This is a genomic window from Polymorphospora rubra (assembly GCF_018324255.1).
GTDB lineage: Bacteria > Actinomycetota > Actinomycetes > Mycobacteriales > Micromonosporaceae > Polymorphospora > Polymorphospora rubra.
Map to the genome: position 1 here is coordinate 4,311,505 of NZ_AP023359.1, position 18,473 is coordinate 4,329,977.

The following is an 18,473-nucleotide window of genomic DNA, read 5'->3' on the forward strand; positions in this document are numbered from 1 at the left end:
TAGAAGGAGGCGACGGAGCAGGTGATCGACGACACGCTCCTCGAGGCCGAAGAGAAGATGGAACGCGCGGTCGAACACGCCAAAGAGGAGTTCGGTGCGATCCGGACGGGGCGGGCCAGCCCGGCGATGTTCTCCAAGGTCATCATCGACTACTACGGCACCCCCACGCCGCTGACCCAGATGGCTTCGGTGGGTGTGCCCGAGCCCCGGATGGCCATCATCAAGCCGTACGACGCGTCGCAGCTCCAGGCGATGGAGAAGGCGATCCGCGATTCGGACCTGGGGGTCAACCCCAACAACGAGGGCAACCAGCTCCGGATCCTGCTGCCGCAGATGACCGAGGAGCGGCGCCGCGACATGATCAAGGTCGCCCGTAACAAGGGCGAGGAAGCCAAGGTCGCGATCCGCAACGTACGGCGCAAGGGCAAGGAAGAGCTGGACCGGATCGTCAAGGACGGCGAGGCCGGCGAGGACGAGGGACGTCGTGCCGAGAAGGAACTCGACGATCTCACCCACCGTTACGTGACACACATCGACGAGCTGGTCAAGCACAAGGAAGCCGAGCTGCTCGAGGTCTGATGTCCTACCTCGACCCTCATCCCGGATCGGGCACCGACGCACATCGGGCGCGGCACGCCGGTGCCGCGCCCGATCCCTACGCCCGGTACTCCCGTCCCGACGCCGATCCGTCGCCCGGACCCGACGACTGGCCGCCGCGCAACGGCAACGGGTACGCCGTACCGGGTCGACCGCCCGGCAGGCACGACGGCGGGTACGTGAATGGTTCCGATCCCGGATCTCCGACGGGTGCAGGTCCCGATCCCGAGCCGGTGGTGGACGCGGACGCGGCGACCGCCGCCTACCCGGTGGTGTCGCCGCCGGAACCGCCGCGCCGGCGGCAGCCGGGTCGACGCCGGGCCGGCCGCCGGGGTGCGGCCGGCGGGCCCAGGCCGCCGAGCCGGGCCGGCCGCAACCTGCCGGCCGCCATCGGGGTCGGAGTCACCCTCGGTGCGGTGCTCGTCGGCACCCTGTTTGCCTATCGGCCGGCTTTCCTGGTCGTGATCGCGCTGGCCTTCAGCGTCGGCATCTGGGAGATGACCCGGGCGGTACGCACCGTCGACGCCCGTCCGCCGATGCTCCCGCTGCTCGCCGGTGGCGTACTGATGACCGGGCTGGCCTGGCAGGTCGGCCCCGACGGGCTCCTGCTCGGGCTCGTGGTCGCCGTGCTGGCCGCTCTTGTCTGGCGGATCGGCGACGGCTGGGCCGGCTTCCGGCGTGACCTGACCGCATCCGTGCTCATCGCGGTCTACGTGCCGTTCCTCGGCGGATTCGCCGCCCTGATGGCCGCCATGCCCGACGGCGACTGGCGGATCTTCGTCGTCCTGGCGGCCGTGGTCCTGTCCGACACCGGTGGCTATGCCGTCGGCGTGCTCCTCGGCCGGCACCCGATGGCACCGTCGATCAGCCCCAAGAAGTCCTGGGAGGGGTTCGGCGGCTCGGTGACCGCCGCGGCCGTGGGCAGTGCGCTGCTGCTCTACTTCCTGCTCGACGTGGCGCCCTGGTGGGGTGCGGTCTTCGGAGTGGCGGTCTCGGTGGCCGCGGTGCTCGGCGATCTGGCCGAGTCGATGATCAAGCGGGATCTCGGCGTGAAGGACATGAGCAGCCTGCTGCCCGGACACGGTGGTCTGATGGACCGGCTCGACTCGGTCCTGTTCGCGGTGCCCACCGCCTACTTCCTCCTGACGCTGTTCGCCCCGCCCGGCTGAGGCATGGTGCACGTTTGGGTGCCCTCGGGGCCGGGCGGTCCGGCCGGCGCGTGGGACACTGGACAGGCTATGAATAGCCTGCCAGTGATCCCGATCAGCCCGACCGGCGCAGCCGCCGAAGCCGGTGCGGCCACCGCCCGTCGGGCGGCCATGCCGCCGCGTCATCTCGCCGACCTCGACCTCGCCGGCCGAAAGGCACTCGTCACCGAACTCGGTGAGCCTGCCTTCCGTGCCCGCCAGATGTCGACGCACTACTTCGGCCGGCTGGTGCGCGACCCGGCCCGGATGACCGACCTCCCGGCCGCTGCCCGGGACCGGCTGGCGGCGGAGCTGCTGCCCACCCTGCTCACTCCGGTACGCGAGATGGCCTGCGACGACGGCGCCACCCGCAAGGCCCTGTGGCGGCTGCACGACGGTGCGCTCGTCGAGAGCGTGCTCATGGGGTATTCCGACCGGGTGACGGTCTGCATCTCCAGCCAGGCCGGCTGCGGCATGGCGTGCCCGTTCTGCGCCACCGGACAGGCCGGGCTGACCCGTAACCTGTCGACCGCCGAGATTGTCGACCAGGCGGTGTATCTCGCCGGTGTCGCCGCCTCCGGGGCGGTCGCCGGTGCCCCACCACGGCTGTCGCACGTCGTGTTCATGGGCATGGGGGAGCCGCTGGCCAACTACGCCCGCGTCGTGGCGGCCGTACGCCGGCTCTGCGCACCGGCGCCGGAGGGGCTCGGGCTGTCCCAGCGGCACATCACGGTCTCCACGGTCGGGCTCGTTCCGGCGATGCGCCGGCTCGCCGACGAAGACCTCTCGGTCACCCTTGCGCTGTCGCTGCACGCGCCCGATGATGAGCTGCGCGACGAACTGGTGCCGGTCAACCAGCGCTGGAAGGTTGCCGAGGTGCTCGACGCGGCGTGGGCCTACGCCGACCGTACGGGGCGCCGGGTGTCGATCGAATACGCGATGATCAAAGAGGTGAACGACCAGCCGTGGCGAGCCGACCTCCTCGGGCGGCTGCTGGCCGGCCGGCTGGCCCATGTGAACCTCATCCCACTCAATCCCACCCCGGGCAGCCGCTGGGACGCCAGCCCGAAGCCCGTGGAGCGGGAGTTCGTCCGCCGCTTGCGCCAGGCGGGCGTTTCGACGACCGTACGCGACACCCGTGGCCAGGAGATCGACGGCGCATGCGGGCAGCTCGCCGCAGCCGAGGTGGACCGATGAGTGGACGGCCGGGTCGACTCACGGCCGCCGCCACCGGGGCGGGCGGGCGTCAGGATGGCACAGTTGGCGTGCGGGCCTACCCGGGCCCGCCGGCCGGTTGCCGGGTGGCCAGGCGTGACGAGCGAGCGAACCAGGAGACATAGTGGCGAGTCAGGGTCAGCGTTTCCGGCGCAAGGCGCTCCGTCGGGGTTACAAGGTCGACGAGGTGGACACCTTCCTCGACCGGGTCGAGGCGACGCTGGCCGGTGAGCCGGTGGGCTCACCGGTCGCCTCACAGGAGGTCCACGACGTGGTCTTCCGGGTCCGGTTCGGCGGCTACGACGAGTGGCAGGTCGACCTGCACCTCGATCGGGTGGAGCGGCAGCTCGCGGAGTTCGAGGAGCGTGGCGGCGGTCCGGCCCGGGCACCGGAGGCGCGCGGGGTCGAGCGGTTCGACCGTGGCGGCCCGCCGGAGCGGATGGCCCCGGACCGGATGCCGCCCGACCGGATGGGCCCCCGGACCGCATGGGGCCGCCGGACCGGCTCGGCCCGCCCGACCGGATGGGGCCGCCCGGACGCGACGACCGGGTGCCGCCGGTCGGCTCCGGGCCGCCGCCCCGCGCCATGCCGGCTCCGGCCGGCCCACCGCAGGGCGACCCCTACGGACGCTACGACGAGCCCACCGGCACGTTCGGTGGCGGCTACGACGCCGGCCCGCGTGGATACGACGGCCCGCCCGCCCCGGCGGGGCCGCCGCCCGGTGCCGGTCCCCGCCGGTTCGACGAGCCCGACGACCGGTTCGACGGCTTCGAGGCCGGTCGGCACGGCCGGATGGACATGACCGCCGAGATCCGGTTGCCCGACCGCGACCTGCGCGCCGCCGGCCCGCGTTCCGGCCCGCCGCCGGAGCGGCCGCCCGTCGACCGTCCGCCGTACGACCGCCCGCCGGTGGCCCGCGCGCCGTTCGACGGGCCGCCCGTCGACCGTCCGCCGTTCGATCGCCCGCAGTTCGACGGGCCGCCCCCGCTCGACCGTCCGCAGTTCGACGGGCCGCCCCCGCTCGACCGTCCGCAGTTCGGCGGACCGCCGCCCGTGGGTGGCGACGCGCAGCGGGTCGACGAGATCCGGCGTACCTTCCAGGTGCGCCGCTTCGGCAGCGGCTACGACCCGGTGCAGGTCGACCGGCTCTTCGAGCAGATCCTGATGGCGATGTCCGGTCGCGGCCCGATGCCGGTCGACCCGGCGGGGCTGGACAACACCCGGTTCGAGCTGGTGCCGGGCGGCTACTTCGAGGCCGAGGTCGAGGCGGCGCTCAAGGAGGTCCAGGACATCCTGCGCCGACACTGACCCCGTACATGTGGCAGGGCCCGTTCCGGGACGTCCCGGAACGGGCCCTGCCACATGTACGGGGCTGGTACAGACGCAGCGGTAGCCGCGGCCGTGACGCGTGGCCGGCGGGTCGCTGTCGCCCTCGGGTCAGCTACGCAGGCCGTTGCGACGCAGCACGATGTCGCCGACGACGATGAGCAGTAGCAGCGCGGCGAGGCCGACCAGCCAGATGTCCTCGATGCGGCCCTCGTGGTTGCCGATGACCATCGACAGCAGCAGCAGGGCGGACACGACCGCACCGATCTGCCCCGCCTTGCGGTGGCCCGGCTTGCGCTGGTCGGGTGAGGTTACCGGCTCGCTTCCCGCCACGATGAGGTCCTTTCCAGGTGATCCGATCTGGGTAAGAGTCTGGCACGGGCCACCCGGCCCGCCGCGAGTGGGCCGTACGACCCCTTCGGCGGCGTCGGCGAACCGGGGCGCCGCCGGCTCCGGTAGCGTTTTCCCGTACACCTTGATGGTCTTGATCTAGGAGGTCTGTGCGGTGCGAGTGACGGGTACGGGACACGCCAGTATGCGGATCGACACGGCCGCGGGCAGCATCCTGTGCGACCCGTGGGTCAACCCGGCCTACTTCGCCTCCTGGTTTCCCTTCCCGGACAACTCCCAGCTCGACTGGGAGACCCTCGGCGATGCCGACTACCTCTACGTTTCGCACCTGCACCGCGACCACTTCGACGCCGCGCACCTGCGCCGCTTCATCTCGAAGAAGGCGACCGTGCTGCTGCCGGAATACCCGACCTCGGAACTCGAGGACGAGCTGCGCGAGGTGGGCTTCACCCGGTTCATCCGGACCAAGACCAACGAGGTGACCGAGCTCGACGGCGGGCTCAAGGTGCTGATCCAGGCGTTGACGTCGCCCACCGACGGTCCCATCGGCGACTCGTCGCTGTGGGTCGAGTACGACGGCGTCCGGCTGCTCAACCAGAATGACGCCCGGCCGACCGACCTCGGCATGTTCGCCGAGCTGGGGCACGTGCACGCACACCTGCTCCAGTTCTCCGGCGCGATCTGGTATCCGATGGTCTACGAGCTGCCGAACGCGGCCAAGACCGCGTTCGGCAAGCAGAAGCGCGAGCGGCAGTACGACCGCACCTGGCGTTACATCGACGACCTGAAGGCGTCGCACGTCTTTCCGATCGCCGGCCCGCCCTGTTTCCTCGACGACGAGCTGTGGCAGTTCAACGACATCCACGGTGACGAGGGGAACATCTTCCCTGACCAGTCCGACTTCCTGCGCGAATACGCCAAGGTCGGCGGCAGCAACGCGATCGTGCTGCTGCCCGGCACGGTCACCGAGCTGACCGCCGACGGCGGGGCGACCACCGAGCAGCCGGTCGCCGACGTCGCGGAGTTCTTCGCCAACAAGGAACAGCACCTGCGGGACTATCAGGAGCGGCAGCGGCCGGTCATCGAGGCCGCGAAGCAGTCGTGGCGGCACCCCGAGGTCGACGTACTCAAGGAGATGAAGCGGCGGATCGAGCCGCTTCTCGAGGAGTCGGTCTACCTCGCCAAGGGAGTCGGCGGTCCGGTCCGGTTCGACCTGGTCGGCTACGACGGCGAGTCGGTCGAGTCGATCGTCGTGGACTTCCCCGGCAAGCAGGTGCGCCCGTACGCCGACGAGAAGGTCCGCTACCGCTTCCGCACCGAACGCGCCCTGATCGAGCAGTTGCTGCATTCCGGCGAGGTCGACTGGGTCAACTCGCTGTTCCTGTCCTGCCGGTTCTCCGCCGCCCGGATCGGGCAGTACAACGAGTTCGTCTACGCGTTCTTCAAGTGCCTGTCGGAGGAGCGTCTCCAGTACGCCGAGGGCTGGTACGCCGAGCAGAAGCCGGACGCCGAGGACATCAAGCTCGGCGACTGGATCGTGCAGCGGCGCTGCCCGCACCTGAAGGCGGACCTGACCCGCTTCGGCATCGTGGACGGCAACCAGTTGACCTGCCAGCTGCACGGGTGGCGGTTCGACCTGACCAGCGGGCGCTGCCTGACCAGCGTCGGGCACGAGATCCGGGCCCACCGGGCGGGTACGCCGGCTCCGGCGGAGGCCGAGCCGGCCACCGCGGCGGCACCGGTCGACCCCGCTGCCGGCTGAGCGGTAACCGGTCGGGGTTTGCGGTGTCGTAGGGCGTGCCGAGCCCGTGCGACCGGACGAGCCCGCCTTACTGAACGGAGAGAGTGGCCGTCCGGTGCGGGGAGGCCACTCTCTCCGGTTGGCGCCGAGGTCCGGGGTCGGCCTGGACTTCGGCGCTTTTGCCCATTCAACGCAGTGTGTCCGGAGTTGCGGTCACTAACAGTGATTTGTCAACCGGTCGGCCGCCAGGTCGAACCGATTTCCCGGCCCGACCTGGGGTGATCAGAAATCTTCGGTAGCGACACGCCCGAGACTCTCCGGTCGCCGCGGCGGCGATGCCCGGTGGCCGGTGATGGCGCAGTGGTCGGCGGTGCTCAGTGGGCGAGGTCGGCGAGGATCCGCTTCGCCGCGTTGTGGCCGGCCGCCCCGATGACGCTGCCGGCCGGGTGGCAGCCGGCACTGCCCGCATAGAGTCCGTCCAGACCGGTCGCGTACGGCATCCGGTCGGTGAACGACACCGTGTTGTCGACATGGTGGATGTGTCCGCCGGAGATGCCGAAGTGCTCCTCGATGCCGGGCGGGGGCAGTGGCATCATGTCGGCGACCAGGTCGCCGGTGCCGGGGGCGTAGCGTTCGCACACCGCGAGCAGCTTGTCCACATAGGATGGCAGGACGTCGGCCCAGGTTCCGTCGGCCAACTCGTACGGCACCGACTGAACGAAGAGCGCCGACGAGTGGTGGCCGGCAACGTCCTGCAGCGAGGGGTCGACCGTGGTGTGCAGGTACCACTCCATCGTCGGCTCGTCGGGCAGGCGGCCGGCCTGCACGTCGGCCCACATGGCGCGCAGCGCCGTCATCGGCGACTCGCCCGCGCCGTCGCCGACCAGCGACGCCGAACCCGGCAACAGGTGGATCGTCGAGCCGAACGGGCTGGGCGCGTCGGCGGGCAGGCAGGCGAAGCGGGGCAGCCCGGACAGCGCGAGATTGATCTTCAACGTGCTGCCGGGCCGTCGGACCGCCGCCATCCGACCGGTCAGCTCCGCCGGCAGCGCGCCGTCGGGCACCAGGTCGATCAGCCGGTAGGGGTCGCAGGCGCCGAGCACGACCCGCGCGCCGACCGTACGCCCGTCGGACAGTACGACCCCGCTGGCCGCACCGCCGTCGACCGTGACCGAGCTGACCGGCGTGTCGGTGAAGATCCGTGCCCCGGCGGCCCGGGCCGCGTCGGCGAACGTGCGCGACACCGTGCCCATGCCACCCTGGGCGATCATCCACGTGCCGTCGGCGCCGGGCAGCCGGCACATGTTGTGCACCAGGAAGTTGTGCCCGGTGCCGGGATCGTCGGGGCCGGCGTTGAGGCCGGACAGCCCGTCGGTGACCGCGTACATGGCGACCAGCAGTTCGGACCGGAACTCGAACCGGGCCAGGTAGTCGGCGACCGAGCCGCGTACGAGGTCGACGAAGACCTGCCGCAGAGCCGGCCGGACGTATCGCTGCGCGGTCTCCTCGACGGCGGACGGCTCGGCCAGCCAGGCCGGCGCGAGGTCTTCACGCAGGGCCGCCAGTTCGGCCTGCATCGCGTCGTCGGCCGCGATGTCGGCGGGCGAGAAGAACGCCGCCATCTGCGCGCGGGTCGCCGCCCGGTCGGACCCGAACAGCAGGTAGGGCGAGCCGGCGCCGCCCGGTGTCGGCAGGAAGTAGTGCGGGTCCCGCCGCAGGACCGGGATGTCCACGCCGAGTTCGGCGATGAGTTCGGGCGGCATGAGGCCGAGCAGGTAGGAGCCGGTCGAGTGGCCGAGCCCGGGCACCTTGGCGAACGGCCGTTCGGTGCGCGCGGCGCCGCCGACGATCGGCGCGGCCTCCAGCACCACCACGTCGAGGCCGGCGCGGGCCAGCAGGACCGCGGAGACCAGGCCGTTGTGGCCGGCGCCGACGACGACCACGTCGGCACGGGTGGGAAGGTGCGCGCTCGACCGCTCATTCATGCCCGGCAGCGTATCGGCGCGGTGGCCCCACCGCGATGCCCGTCGACGGCGATCAAGGGCCTTTCGGCGGCGGCGCGGGGGAACGGAACTGGCGGGCCAGGCTCGCCAGTTCGGCCTCGAAGAGGGGTTCCGGATCGGTGACGGCCCACCGCAGGTGCTGGAAGACCTCCATCGCGATCAGGCCGTAGAGGCGGGTCCAGGCGGTGAGGAACAGGTACGCGACCTCCACCGGCACCGCACCGTGCCGATGCCGCAGCGGGGCGAGCGAGCGCTCCAGCGCCGCACCGCCCGGCGCATCGGACGGGGCCCGCTCCCACAGCACGGTGAACTGCCGCAGGAAGGTGGCGCCGAGCCGGGCGCCGGGGTGCCCGGCGTCGGTGCAGGCCGCCGCGAACGCATCGATCCCACTTCCGCGGCTGCCCATGATCAGGGTGAACTCGTCCGGATTGGCCACCGCCCACCGGCGGAACGCCCGCGCCATGTCGAGAAGCTGCGCGAGCGGATCCGCGCCGGCCGTGTCGCGGGCGGCTTCGACGGCCGCACGCACCTCGTCGTACAGGTCGCCGGCGAGCGCACCGGTCAACGCGTCGAGGCTGGGGAAGTAGCGGTAGATGGCAGGGGCGGTCATGCCCATGTCGCGGGCGATGGCCCGCAGCGAGATGGCCGGTGCCCCACCGGTCCTCAGCAGCCGGCGCGCACCGTCCTTGATCTCGGCGACGGTCGCCGTACGCAACCGTTCGCGTCGCGTGGGCGCTGTGGTCATCCGTCGGCTCCCTGGTCGACCCGAACCGCGCAGGTCGGATGAACGCTGTTCACTGTGTTAACCCGTTCCAACCCTATCCGTTCCGGGTCGCCGGTCCGGCCGGTCGACCCGGGACGGTCCGCCGGCCGGTCGTGGTTCCACGGCGGCCGCCGGGCCGGTCGCGGATCCACCGGCGGCCCGGCGGGTCCGCCAGTCGTTCGCCGCCAGCGTCGCCGAATAGCCGGTCAGCACGATCACGTGGAGCAGGTACAGCCACAGCAGCACCGCGACGGCCGCGCCGATCCCGGCGAAGCCGCCGAACGGTATGCCGAGATCCAGCGGCAACGAACAGAACAGGACGAAACCATGCAGGAAGCCGGACAGGTTGGCGGCGGTGAACGAGCCGACGACGACCGTCGACAACCCGTCCGGCCGGGCCGGTCCGACCACCCGGAACACCCAGACCAGCACCGGCGTCAGCGCCAGCCACACCGCCAGGAAGGACAGCACCACCCCGAGTACGCCGGCCCAGCCGCCCTCCCCGACCAACCGGGTGGTCAGCGGCAGGGACAGCAGCACCGACAGCACCAGGGCCGGCGCGGCGGCCAGGAGCGGCAGGAGCAACAGACGGCCGCGCCAGCCGATCAGCGGGCCGCCCGGCGGCGCCGTACGGGCGACGGACACGAACGCCCGGCGCAGCCCTTCGCCGTACAGCGATGCCGGGAGGACGGCCGCCAGCGCGAGCAGGGGAGTCAGTTCCAGTCCGGCGTCGATCAGGGCGGCGGCGCCCCGGTCGGCCCCGATCTCGTCGGGCAGGGCCGCCACCGCGTGGCCGGCCAGCCGCCGTACCCGGTCGGGGCCGGCGAGCAGACCGGTCGTCCAGACGGCCAGCAGGGCCACCGGCACCACCGCCACCGCACCGAAGAACGTGATCGCCGCGGCGTGCAGTGACAGGTCCCGGCCACGGACCGGCCGCAGTGCCGCGCGCGCCAACCGACGCGGCCACTCCCAGCCGGGTTCCATCACACCTTCATTCCCCGACCGCGTCTCCCGCACGCCCGCACCCGGCGGTCCCTTGATCGGGGCCGCCGCCCAACCGGCTTCCAAGTCGCTCGGCCACAATGGGCGGCGTGAGTTCACCCCGCGACATCGTCCTGCTCGGCTCGACCGGTTCGGTCGGCACGCAGGCCATCGACATCGTCCGTCACGCACCTGACCGGTTCCGGGTCGTCGGGCTCGGCGCGGGCGGCGGCAACGTCGCCCTGCTCGCCGCCCAGGCGCTGGAACTCGGCGTCGAGGTGGTGGGCGTGGCCAAGGCATCCGCGGCTCAGGACCTCCAGTTGGCGTTCTACGCCGAGGCGGCCCGGCGCGACTATCCGGCCGGCGGCTTCAGGATCCCGAAGATCGTGGCCGGCCCGTCGGCGATGGCCGAGTTGGCCGAGTTGCCGGCCGACATCGTGCTCAACGCGGTGGTCGGCTCGCTCGGGCTCGCGCCGACCCTGACGGCCCTGCGCGCCGGACGGACCCTCGCCCTGGCGAACAAGGAGTCGCTGGTGGCCGGCGGCCCGCTGGTGAAGGCGGCCGTCGCCCGTCCCGGCCAGATCGTGCCGGTCGACTCGGAGCACTCCGCCCTGGCCCAGTGCCTGCGCGGTGGCTCCCGCGCCGAGGTACGCCGGCTCGTGCTGACCGCGAGCGGCGGCCCCTTCCGCGGCCGGCGCCGCGAGGAACTGACCGGCGTGACCGTCGAGCAGGCGATGGCCCACCCGACCTGGAACATGGGGCAGGTTGTCACGATCAACTCGGCGACGATGGTCAACAAGGCGCTGGAGGTCGTCGAGGCGCACGAACTCTACGACGTGCCGTACGCCGACATCGAGGTGATGGTGCACCCGCAGTCGGTGATCCATTCCATGGTCGAGTTCGTCGACGGCTCCACGCTGGCCCAGGCCAGCCCGCCGGACATGAAACTGCCGATCGCGCTGGCCCTGGGCTGGCCCGACCGGGTGCCGGGGGCCGCCGCCGCGGTGGACTGGACCGCGGCGCACACCTGGGAGTTCGCGCCGCTCGACGACGAGGCCTTTCCCGCCGTACGGCTGGCGAAGGCGGCGGGCGAGGCGGGCCGCTGCCGCCCGGCGATCTACAACGCCGCCAACGAGGAGTGCGTGGAGGCGTTCGTCGCCGGTCGGCTACCGTTCCTCGGCATCGTCGACACACTCGAGCGGGTGCTCGGGTCGGCCCCCGATTTCGCCGAACCGGGTACCGTCGAGGACGTGCTCGCCGCGGAATCCTGGGCACGGACGCAGGCGCGGCAGATCATCAGGGCGTCTGCGGAGGGAGCTTGATGGCGTACCTGCTCGGGGTTGTTCTGTTTGCCCTGGCCATCCTTGTCTCGGTGAGTTTGCACGAGGCCGGGCACATGCTCACGGCCAAGAAGTTCGGCATGAAGGTCAGCCGCTACTTCGTGGGCTTCGGCCCCACCATCTTCTCGTTCCGGCGCGGCGAGACCGAGTACGGTCTCAAGGCCATCCCGCTCGGCGGGTTCTGCAAGATCGTCGGGATGACGCCGCAGGACGACGACGTCGAGCCGGGCGACGAGCACCGGGTGATGTGGCGTTACCCGGTGTGGCAGCGCACGATCGTGATGGCCGCCGGCTCGGCGACCCACTTCATCCTCGCGATCGTCGCGCTGTGGCTGGCCGCCATGTTCATGGGGCTGCCCAACAAGGCCCTTGCCGGACCGCTCCCGGCCCACGTCAAGATCACGGATTGCGTGGTCGTCGCCAACGAGTCGCGCGAGTGTCTGCCGAGCGACCCGGCAGGGCCGGCCCGGCAGGCCGGCCTGCAGGACGACGACAAGATCACCTCGATCAACGGCACGCCCGTCGCCACCTACACCGATCTGGTCAACGTCGTCCGCGCGTTGCCGCCGGGACAGGCCACCATCGGCTACGAGCGGGACGGCGTCTCCGGTCAGGTGACCGCCGACCTCGCGGCCGTGCAGCGCACCCCGCTGGAAAACCCGGAGGGCGCGGCGGTGACCGTCTCCGCGCTCGGTGTCGCCGGCCCGGTACCGCCGCCCGGCGTTCCGCTGATGGTCACGTACGGTCCGATCGAGGCGATCGGGGCCACCGCCGAATACACCGGCGACATGGCGATCGGCACGGTCCAGGCGATGCAACGCATCCCGGAGAAGATCCCCGCGCTGTGGGCGGCGATCACCGGTGACCAGCGCGACCGGGACACGCCGATCAGCGTCGTCGGCGCCAGCCGGCTCGGCGGCGAGGCGGTCGAGAACGACGCCTGGGAAATCTTCGTCCTGCTGTTCATCTCGCTGAACTTCTTCGTCGGCGTCTTCAACCTGCTTCCGCTGCTGCCGCTCGACGGTGGGCACATCGCGATCGCCTGGTTCGAGCGCGTCCGCTCGTGGTTCTTCGCGCGGCTCGGCAAACCGGATCCGGGCCGGGTCGACTACTTCAAACTCATGCCAGTCACATACGTGGTGATCCTCGTCGGTGGCGCCTTCACGCTGCTGACCGTCACCGCTGACGTGATAAATCCGATCACGCTCTTCTCAAGGTGAGTATCCAGTGACCGCTGTCAGCCTCGGCATGCCCGCCGTACCGCCCCCGCCGCTCGCCCCGCGCCGGCAGAGTCGCCAGATCATGGTCGGCTCGGTGCCGGTCGGAGGCGGCGCCCCGGTGTCGGTCCAGTCGATGACCACCACGCTCACCGCCGACGTCAACGCCACGCTCCAGCAGATTGCCGAACTGACCGCGTCCGGCTGCCAGATCGTCCGGGTGGCGGTGCCGTCGCAGGACGACGTCGAGGCGCTGCCGGCCATCGCGAAGAAGTCGCAGATCCCGGTGATCGCCGACATCCACTTCCAGCCGAAGTACGTCTTCGCCGCGATCGACGCCGGCTGCGCCGCCGTACGCGTCAACCCCGGCAACATCCGCCAGTTCGACGACAAGGTCAAGGAGATCGCGGCGGCGGCCTCGGCGGCCGGGATCCCGATCCGGATCGGTGTCAACGCCGGCTCGCTCGACAAGCGACTGCTGGCCAAGTACGGCAAGGCCACCGCCGAGGCGCTGGTCGAGTCGGCGCTGTGGGAGTGCTCGCTCTTCGAGGAGCACGGCTTCCGCGACATCAAGATCTCGGTCAAGCACAACGACCCGGTCGTCATGGTCCGGGCCTACCGGCAGCTCGCCGAGCAGTGCGACTATCCGCTGCACCTCGGCGTCACCGAGGCCGGACCCGCGTTCCAGGGCACCATCAAGTCGGCGGTGGCGTTCGGGGCACTGCTCGCCGAGGGGATCGGCGACACCATCCGGGTGTCGCTGTCCGCACCGCCGGTCGAGGAGATCAAGGTCGGCAACGCGATCCTGGAGTCGCTCGGGCTGCGCGAGCGTGGCCTGGAAATCGTTTCCTGCCCGTCGTGCGGGCGGGCCCAGGTCGACGTCTACACGCTGGCCGAGCAGGTCACCGCCGCGCTCGACGGGCTGCCGGTGCCGCTGCGGGTGGCGGTCATGGGCTGTGTGGTCAACGGCCCGGGGGAGGCCCGGGAGGCTGACCTCGGGTGGCCTCCGGCAACGGCAAGGGGCAGATCTTCGTCAAGGGCCAGGTCATCAAGACCGTCCCGGAGTCGCAGATCGTGGAAACCCTGGTCGAGGAGGCGATCCGGCTTGCCGACGAGATGGGCGCCGAACTCCCCGAGGAACTGCGTGAACTGGTCGGCGGTCCGTCCGTGACGGTCCACTGACCCACCCCGGAACCACCACCGGCCCGCCACCGAAGGTGGCGGGCCGGCTGCTGTCCGGATCGGCGATCGTGGCGGCCGGCCACGGGTGGCAGCCACCGCAGGCAAGATCCGGGCGATCAGGGACCAGCGCTTGGGGCGCGCCGGCGACACGCCGGACCTACTCCCTGATCACCGCGATCATGGCTTGGCCCGGGTGTCCTGCTCACTGCGACTCGGCGAGGATCGCGTAGAGCTTGCGCCGGGTCTCGTCGAGCACCTGGGCCGCGCGTGCCCGCTGGTCGTCGGTGCCGGTCGTCATCACCTGGCGCAGTGCCTGCATCGCCTGCATGCTCGCGTCCCGGATGTCCTGCCAGCTGCCGACGCTCTCCTCGAACTCCGCCCACGGCGGAGCCTGCGCCGCGGCGGCCGCCTCCTCCTGCCCGGCATCGGTGAGCGCGAAGCGCTTGCGTCCGCCGCCGGACTCCTCGGTGTTGGCGACGATCAGACCCTCGTCCTCCAGCAGTTGCAGGGTCGGATAGATCGACCCCGGGCTGGGGCGCCAGGCCCCGCCGGTACGCCGGTCGAGTTCCTGGATCATCTCGTAGCCGTGCATCGCCCGCTCGGTGAGCAGCGCGAGTACGGCGGTGCGGACGTTCGGCCGCCGCCCTCGGCCGCGTCCCCGGCCGTGCCCGGGACCGAAGCCCGGCCCGGCGCCGAAGCCGGCACCGAAGCCCGGGCCGAGGCCGAAGCCGTGGCCCGGCCCGCCGGGCGGGAACGGCGGCCGGAAGCCGCGCATCCGGGCCTCGTGCCGCGCGTGGAATCCACCTCGAAAACCCATCTCAGTCTCCCCTCAGACTGTCGTTGATGTCTCGACGATATATCGGGGAACTATCGTCGACAAGTCTCCGAGATGTCTGTCACGGCCGGCGCGAAATCCTTGATCCTGGTGATCAGGGAGGTTGGCCCACGACACGCCGGCAACATGCCCGACGTGATCCCTGATCACCGGGATCGGGGTGGGGTGGGAGTTGGTGGCTGAGCGCACCTGGCGGGCTCGGATCTGGCACGCTGGTATGCGTGCTCATGGTGCCCGTACGGCAGCTCGGTGAGACCGAGCGCGGTGCGGTCGAGAAGCTCCTCGACCTAGACCCGTTCGCCGCAGCCCAGGTCGCCGAGCGGGTCGCCGCGCACGGTCTCTCCTGGTGGCGGGCCGACGGGCGGATCTTCGGCTATGGCTCGCGCCGCCACGTGGAGTCGCTGTGCTGGCTCGGTGGTCATCTGACCCCGGTGCTCGCCTCGAAACCGGCGGTCGCCGCCTTCGCCGAACGGATCGGCTCCGAGGAGCGGCTCTGTTCCTCCATCGTCGGTCGCGCCGACGCGGTGCTCGGCCTCTGGGAGCGGCTGGAGGACCGGTGGGGACCGGCCCGGGACGTACGCCCGAACCAGCCGCTGCTGGCCGCGGAGGGGCCGGCGCCGGTACGGCCCGACCCCGACGTACGGCTGGCCCGGTCCGACGAACTCGACCTGCTCTTCCCGGCGGCCGTCGCGATGTACACCGAGGAGGTCGGCGCGTCGCCGCTGGCCGACGACGGTGGGCGCGGCTACCGGCGCCGGGTGCTCGACCTGGTGCGCGCCAGGCGGGCATACGTGAAGATCGTCGACGGCGAGGTGGTCTTCAAGGCGGAGCTGGCCGTCGTCACCCGGCGTACCGCGCAGATCCAGGGCGTCTGGGTGGCTCCGGGTTGGCGCGGGCGGGGGATCGCGACGGCGGCGATGTCGGCGGTGATGCGTGACGCGACGAACCGGGTCGCGCCGAGCGTGAGCCTGTACGTCAACGACTACAACCTGCCGGCCCGTCGGGTCTACGAGCGCTGCGGCTTCCGCTCGGTGGGCACCTTCGCAACTGTCCTCTTCTGACCATTTTCTCGCCATTTGGGAGAATGGTAGCTATTTTCAGTATGCTGCCAGCCTCGCTGGTTCGCTGATGCCTACGCTTCGTAACGATCGTCGAGGGTGCAGGTTACGGTCAGCGAGGTGAGAGCCGAACATGGGGCGGATCGTCAAGCAGGTCTCCGAGGGCACCACCAAGTACTACTGGTATCCGGGCGACAAGCGCGAGTGGATCCGCGCCGGCGTCGCCCTCGGGCTCGGCGTACTGGCGTTCGGGCTGCTTCTGCTGCTGACCCGGGACCTGCTGGCGGCCACCGTGGTCGGCACCTCGGTGGCCGGTGGCGTGGCCGGGGTCAACTTCGGCCGCCGGGACGCCCGCGCCCTGGCCGGTTTTCCCGACCTCGGCGACCGGGCCGCCCGGCGGGCCGCCGTCGGCCACACCGGCCGGGCGGTGTGGCGCGCGCTGGCGCACGGGTTCGGCGGTGCCGCCGCCGCGGTCCTGATCCTCAACCTGCCGCACCGCGGGATCGTCGCCGACTGGATCCTGCCGATCGTGCCCACGGTCGTCGGCGCCCTCGCCCACCAGGGCGGGATGCTCTACGAGCGGCTCGGCACGTCGGCCACCACCCCCGGCCCCGCCGGCCAGCCGGCACCGAGCCTGGAGGCGGCCAAGTAGGGGACGGGACCCGGCGGCGTCAGCTCAGGACCGCCACCGCGAGGATCAGGCCGAGGCTGACGGCCGCGCCGATCGCCGCGCCGGCCCAGCGCACCCACCGGGTGCCCCTGCCGATCACCGGCAGGCTCGGCCAGCGGACCGCGGCCAGCACCAGGCCGGCGACCGCCAGCCCCACCGCGACCGGCCACAGCACCGCCGGGACGTCCAGCCACGCCCCCGCCCGGTGCGCCAGCACCAGGGAGGCCGCCGCCGACAGCACCCCGCCGGCCAGACCGAGCCGGTCCGGCAGTGGCCGCCAGGTACTCCCGGTGCCGGTCGCCGCCACGACCAGGCCGACCCCACCCCCGACCAGCAGTACGACGGTGACGACGATCAGCAGCCAGTTGGCGTCCGGTCGGTCGGTCGGCCGGTCGACGCCGAGCAGCCGCAGGCCGAGCGGTTCGACGCCGCGGTCGGTGTTGCCGAGGAGCACCACGCCCCGGTTGGTCGCCCGCTCGAACCCGACGTACGTGCTGAAGCCGCCGGTCGCGCCGTTGTGCCAGACGATCTCGTGGTCGTCGTACCGGGTGGTGAACCAGCCGTACCCGATCCGGTCGTCGTCGGGGCCGTACCGGGGTGTGGTCGCGTCGGCGCCCGGCGCGGTGCCGGCCATCGTCGCGGCCAGCAGCCGGGCCAGGTCGTCGGCGGTGGTCCACATCCCGATGCCGGCGGCGACCAGACCGCCGGCCCGCCACGGTTGCATCGGGCGGCCCGCGGCGGTGCCGCCGGTCGCGGCGCCGGCCGGCAGCGGGTCGCCCGGCCCGACGAACCCGGTCGCGGTCATGCCGAGCGGATCGAGCAGGCGTTCGCGCAGCAGTTCGGGGTAGCCGGTCCCGGCCCGTTCGGCCAGGGCGAGGCCGAGCACCGCCAGGCCGAAGTTGGAGTACGTCACCTCGCCGCGGTGGTCGCGGACCCGGGTCCCGCCCAGCGCGTCGAGTACGTGCGCGGCGTCCTGTCCGGCGTACGGGTCGGTGCCGCGGACGGCGGCGAGGAAGGTGCCGAACGGCCCGCCGGGCGCCGGTGCCAGCCGGGGCAGCCCGGAGGTGTGGCCGGCGAGTTCGGCCAGGGTGATGTCGCCGACGGCCGGGTCCTCGAAGGTGCGACCGGGAAACACCTGACGCAGCGTGTCGTCGGGTGTGACGACGCCGTCGGCGGCCAGTTCGGCCAGCAGCATGCCGGTCATGACCTTGGTCAGCGAGCCGGACTCGAACCGGGTGGTCCCGTCGACGTCGGCACCGGCGGTACTCCGCGCGCCGATCCCGGCGACCCGGACCCGGCCGTCCTCGACGGTGGCGACGGCGAGGCCGCGATAGCCGGCCGGGTCGTCGAGCGCGCCCCGGACCTGTGCGGCCGGTCCGGCGTCGCCGGTCCGGTCGGTGGTCAGCCGGGCCGGCGACGGGCCGACCAGGGTGGCCGCGCCGGCTCCGAGCAGCCCGGCGAGGACGGCGGCGGCGAGTGACCTCCTCCTCATCGGATCGCTCCGGACAGGATCGTCAGCAGCGGCACCACCCGTTCGGCGGGCACCGTGTAGTGGCCCCGCGACGACGAGCGCAGCCAGCCGGCGCCGACGAGCTGGCGCAGGTGGTGGTAGAGCTGACCGGTGGTGCCGAGCCCTTCCTGTTCGGCCAGCTCGGCCGCGGTGCGGGTGCCGAGCAGCACCTGACGCAGCAGGAGCAGACGCACCGGGTGGCCGAGGGCGGCCAGCGTGCCGGCGTGTGCGGACCAGTCGGTGCCGAGCAGGTCGTCGACCGGCCGGGCCAACTGCCAGTCGTAGTGCTCGCCGGTGGGCAGGTCGACCGTGCCGGTGAAGAGCACCGCGCCGGTCCCGGCCTCGGCGGGCAGCCGGTCCCGCAGCCCTTCCAGGGCCCAGAAGGTGCCCGGGTCGCTGCGCGCGGGTGGGGTGGTCGGGGCGGCGGCCGCGGTCAGCCGGGCAACTGCCTCCTCCAGCGCGGCCACCCGGGCGGCGAGATCGTCCTTCGGCATGCC

Annotated in this window: 15 protein-coding genes and 2 pseudogenes; 10 read left to right on the top strand and 7 right to left on the bottom strand. The window is 71.9% G+C overall.

The window, feature by feature from the left end; genetic code table 11:
- The first annotated feature begins 21 nt into the window (after positions 1-21).
- The 4 genes and pseudogenes from frr (at position 22) to Prubr_RS19580 (ending at position 4,307) form a co-directional block, all read left to right on the top strand.
- Positions 22-579, top strand: a complete 558-nt coding sequence (gene frr / locus Prubr_RS19565; protein WP_212816384.1) for a ribosome recycling factor — start codon at positions 22-24, stop codon at positions 577-579.
- The gene (locus Prubr_RS19570) at positions 579-1,766 is read left to right on the top strand and encodes a phosphatidate cytidylyltransferase (RefSeq protein ID WP_212816385.1); all 1,188 of its coding nucleotides are present in this window, start codon (positions 579-581) and stop codon (positions 1,764-1,766) included. The genes frr and Prubr_RS19570 overlap by 1 nt, the downstream gene beginning before the upstream one ends.
- Before the next feature lie 69 nt (positions 1,767-1,835).
- Entirely contained in the window at positions 1,836-2,981 is a 1,146-nt protein-coding gene (gene rlmN / locus Prubr_RS19575) for a dual-specificity RNA methyltransferase RlmN (RefSeq protein ID WP_212816386.1), read from the top strand.
- Between the two features lie 142 nt (positions 2,982-3,123).
- Positions 3,124-4,307, top strand: a pseudogene (locus Prubr_RS19580) (DivIVA domain-containing protein).
- A 129-nt stretch (positions 4,308-4,436) separates the two neighbouring features.
- Here the strand turns inward: Prubr_RS19580 and Prubr_RS19585 are convergent.
- On the bottom strand, positions 4,437-4,658 hold the full coding sequence (locus tag Prubr_RS19585) for a DUF2631 domain-containing protein (protein WP_212816387.1): 222 nt from the start codon (positions 4,656-4,658) through the stop codon (positions 4,437-4,439).
- 172 nt (positions 4,659-4,830) lie between these two features.
- On the opposite strand from Prubr_RS19585, the gene Prubr_RS19590 reads away from it, so the two are divergent.
- Positions 4,831-6,438, top strand: a complete 1,608-nt coding sequence (locus Prubr_RS19590) for a Rieske 2Fe-2S domain-containing protein (protein WP_212816388.1) — start codon at positions 4,831-4,833, stop codon at positions 6,436-6,438.
- A 353-nt stretch (positions 6,439-6,791) separates the two neighbouring features.
- Here the strand turns inward: Prubr_RS19590 and Prubr_RS19595 are convergent, their stop codons facing one another.
- From Prubr_RS19595 to Prubr_RS19605, 3 genes are read right to left on the bottom strand one after another with little or no spacing between them, the layout of a single operon-like run.
- Positions 6,792-8,402 (bottom strand): phytoene desaturase family protein, encoded by a 1,611-nt coding sequence (locus tag Prubr_RS19595; RefSeq protein WP_212816389.1) that lies wholly within the window; start codon positions 8,400-8,402, stop codon positions 6,792-6,794.
- A gap of 52 nt (positions 8,403-8,454) precedes the next feature.
- Entirely contained in the window at positions 8,455-9,165 is a 711-nt protein-coding gene (locus Prubr_RS19600; RefSeq protein WP_212816390.1) for a TetR/AcrR family transcriptional regulator, read from the bottom strand.
- A gap of 57 nt (positions 9,166-9,222) precedes the next feature.
- Entirely contained in the window at positions 9,223-10,167 is a 945-nt protein-coding gene (locus tag Prubr_RS19605) for a YhjD/YihY/BrkB family envelope integrity protein (protein WP_212816391.1), read from the bottom strand.
- Positions 10,168-10,274: 107 nt separating this feature from the next.
- On the opposite strand from Prubr_RS19605, the gene dxr reads away from it, so the two are divergent.
- From dxr to ispG, 3 genes and pseudogenes are all read left to right on the top strand, one after another.
- Positions 10,275-11,486 (top strand): 1-deoxy-D-xylulose-5-phosphate reductoisomerase, encoded by a 1,212-nt coding sequence (gene dxr / locus Prubr_RS19610; RefSeq protein ID WP_212816392.1) that lies wholly within the window; start codon positions 10,275-10,277, stop codon positions 11,484-11,486.
- Complete coding sequence (locus Prubr_RS19615; protein ID WP_212816393.1) at positions 11,486-12,724, top strand: M50 family metallopeptidase; 1,239 nt, start codon at positions 11,486-11,488, stop codon at positions 12,722-12,724. The genes dxr and Prubr_RS19615 overlap by 1 nt, the downstream gene beginning before the upstream one ends.
- Positions 12,725-12,731: 7 nt before the next feature.
- Positions 12,732-13,903: pseudogene (ispG, locus tag Prubr_RS19620) on the top strand (flavodoxin-dependent (E)-4-hydroxy-3-methylbut-2-enyl-diphosphate synthase).
- Between the two features lie 202 nt (positions 13,904-14,105).
- Here the strand turns inward: ispG and Prubr_RS19625 are convergent.
- On the bottom strand, positions 14,106-14,720 hold the full coding sequence (locus Prubr_RS19625; RefSeq protein WP_212816394.1) for a PadR family transcriptional regulator: 615 nt from the start codon (positions 14,718-14,720) through the stop codon (positions 14,106-14,108).
- Positions 14,721-14,959: 239 nt separating this feature from the next.
- Between Prubr_RS19625 and Prubr_RS19630 the strand changes: the two genes are divergently transcribed.
- Complete coding sequence (locus Prubr_RS19630; RefSeq protein WP_212816395.1) at positions 14,960-15,799, top strand: GNAT family N-acetyltransferase; 840 nt, start codon at positions 14,960-14,962, stop codon at positions 15,797-15,799.
- Between the two features lie 130 nt (positions 15,800-15,929).
- Positions 15,930-16,448 (top strand): hypothetical protein, encoded by a 519-nt coding sequence (locus Prubr_RS19635; RefSeq protein WP_212816396.1) that lies wholly within the window; start codon positions 15,930-15,932, stop codon positions 16,446-16,448.
- A gap of 19 nt (positions 16,449-16,467) precedes the next feature.
- Here the strand turns inward: Prubr_RS19635 and Prubr_RS19640 are convergent, their stop codons facing one another.
- Positions 16,468-17,958, bottom strand: a complete 1,491-nt coding sequence (locus Prubr_RS19640; RefSeq protein WP_212816397.1) for a serine hydrolase domain-containing protein — start codon at positions 17,956-17,958, stop codon at positions 16,468-16,470.
- On the bottom strand, positions 17,955-18,470 hold the full coding sequence (locus tag Prubr_RS19645; RefSeq protein WP_212816398.1) for a helix-turn-helix domain-containing protein: 516 nt from the start codon (positions 18,468-18,470) through the stop codon (positions 17,955-17,957). Before Prubr_RS19645 ends, Prubr_RS19640 begins: the two co-directional genes overlap by 4 nt.
- Positions 18,471-18,473: the final 3 nt, after the last annotated feature.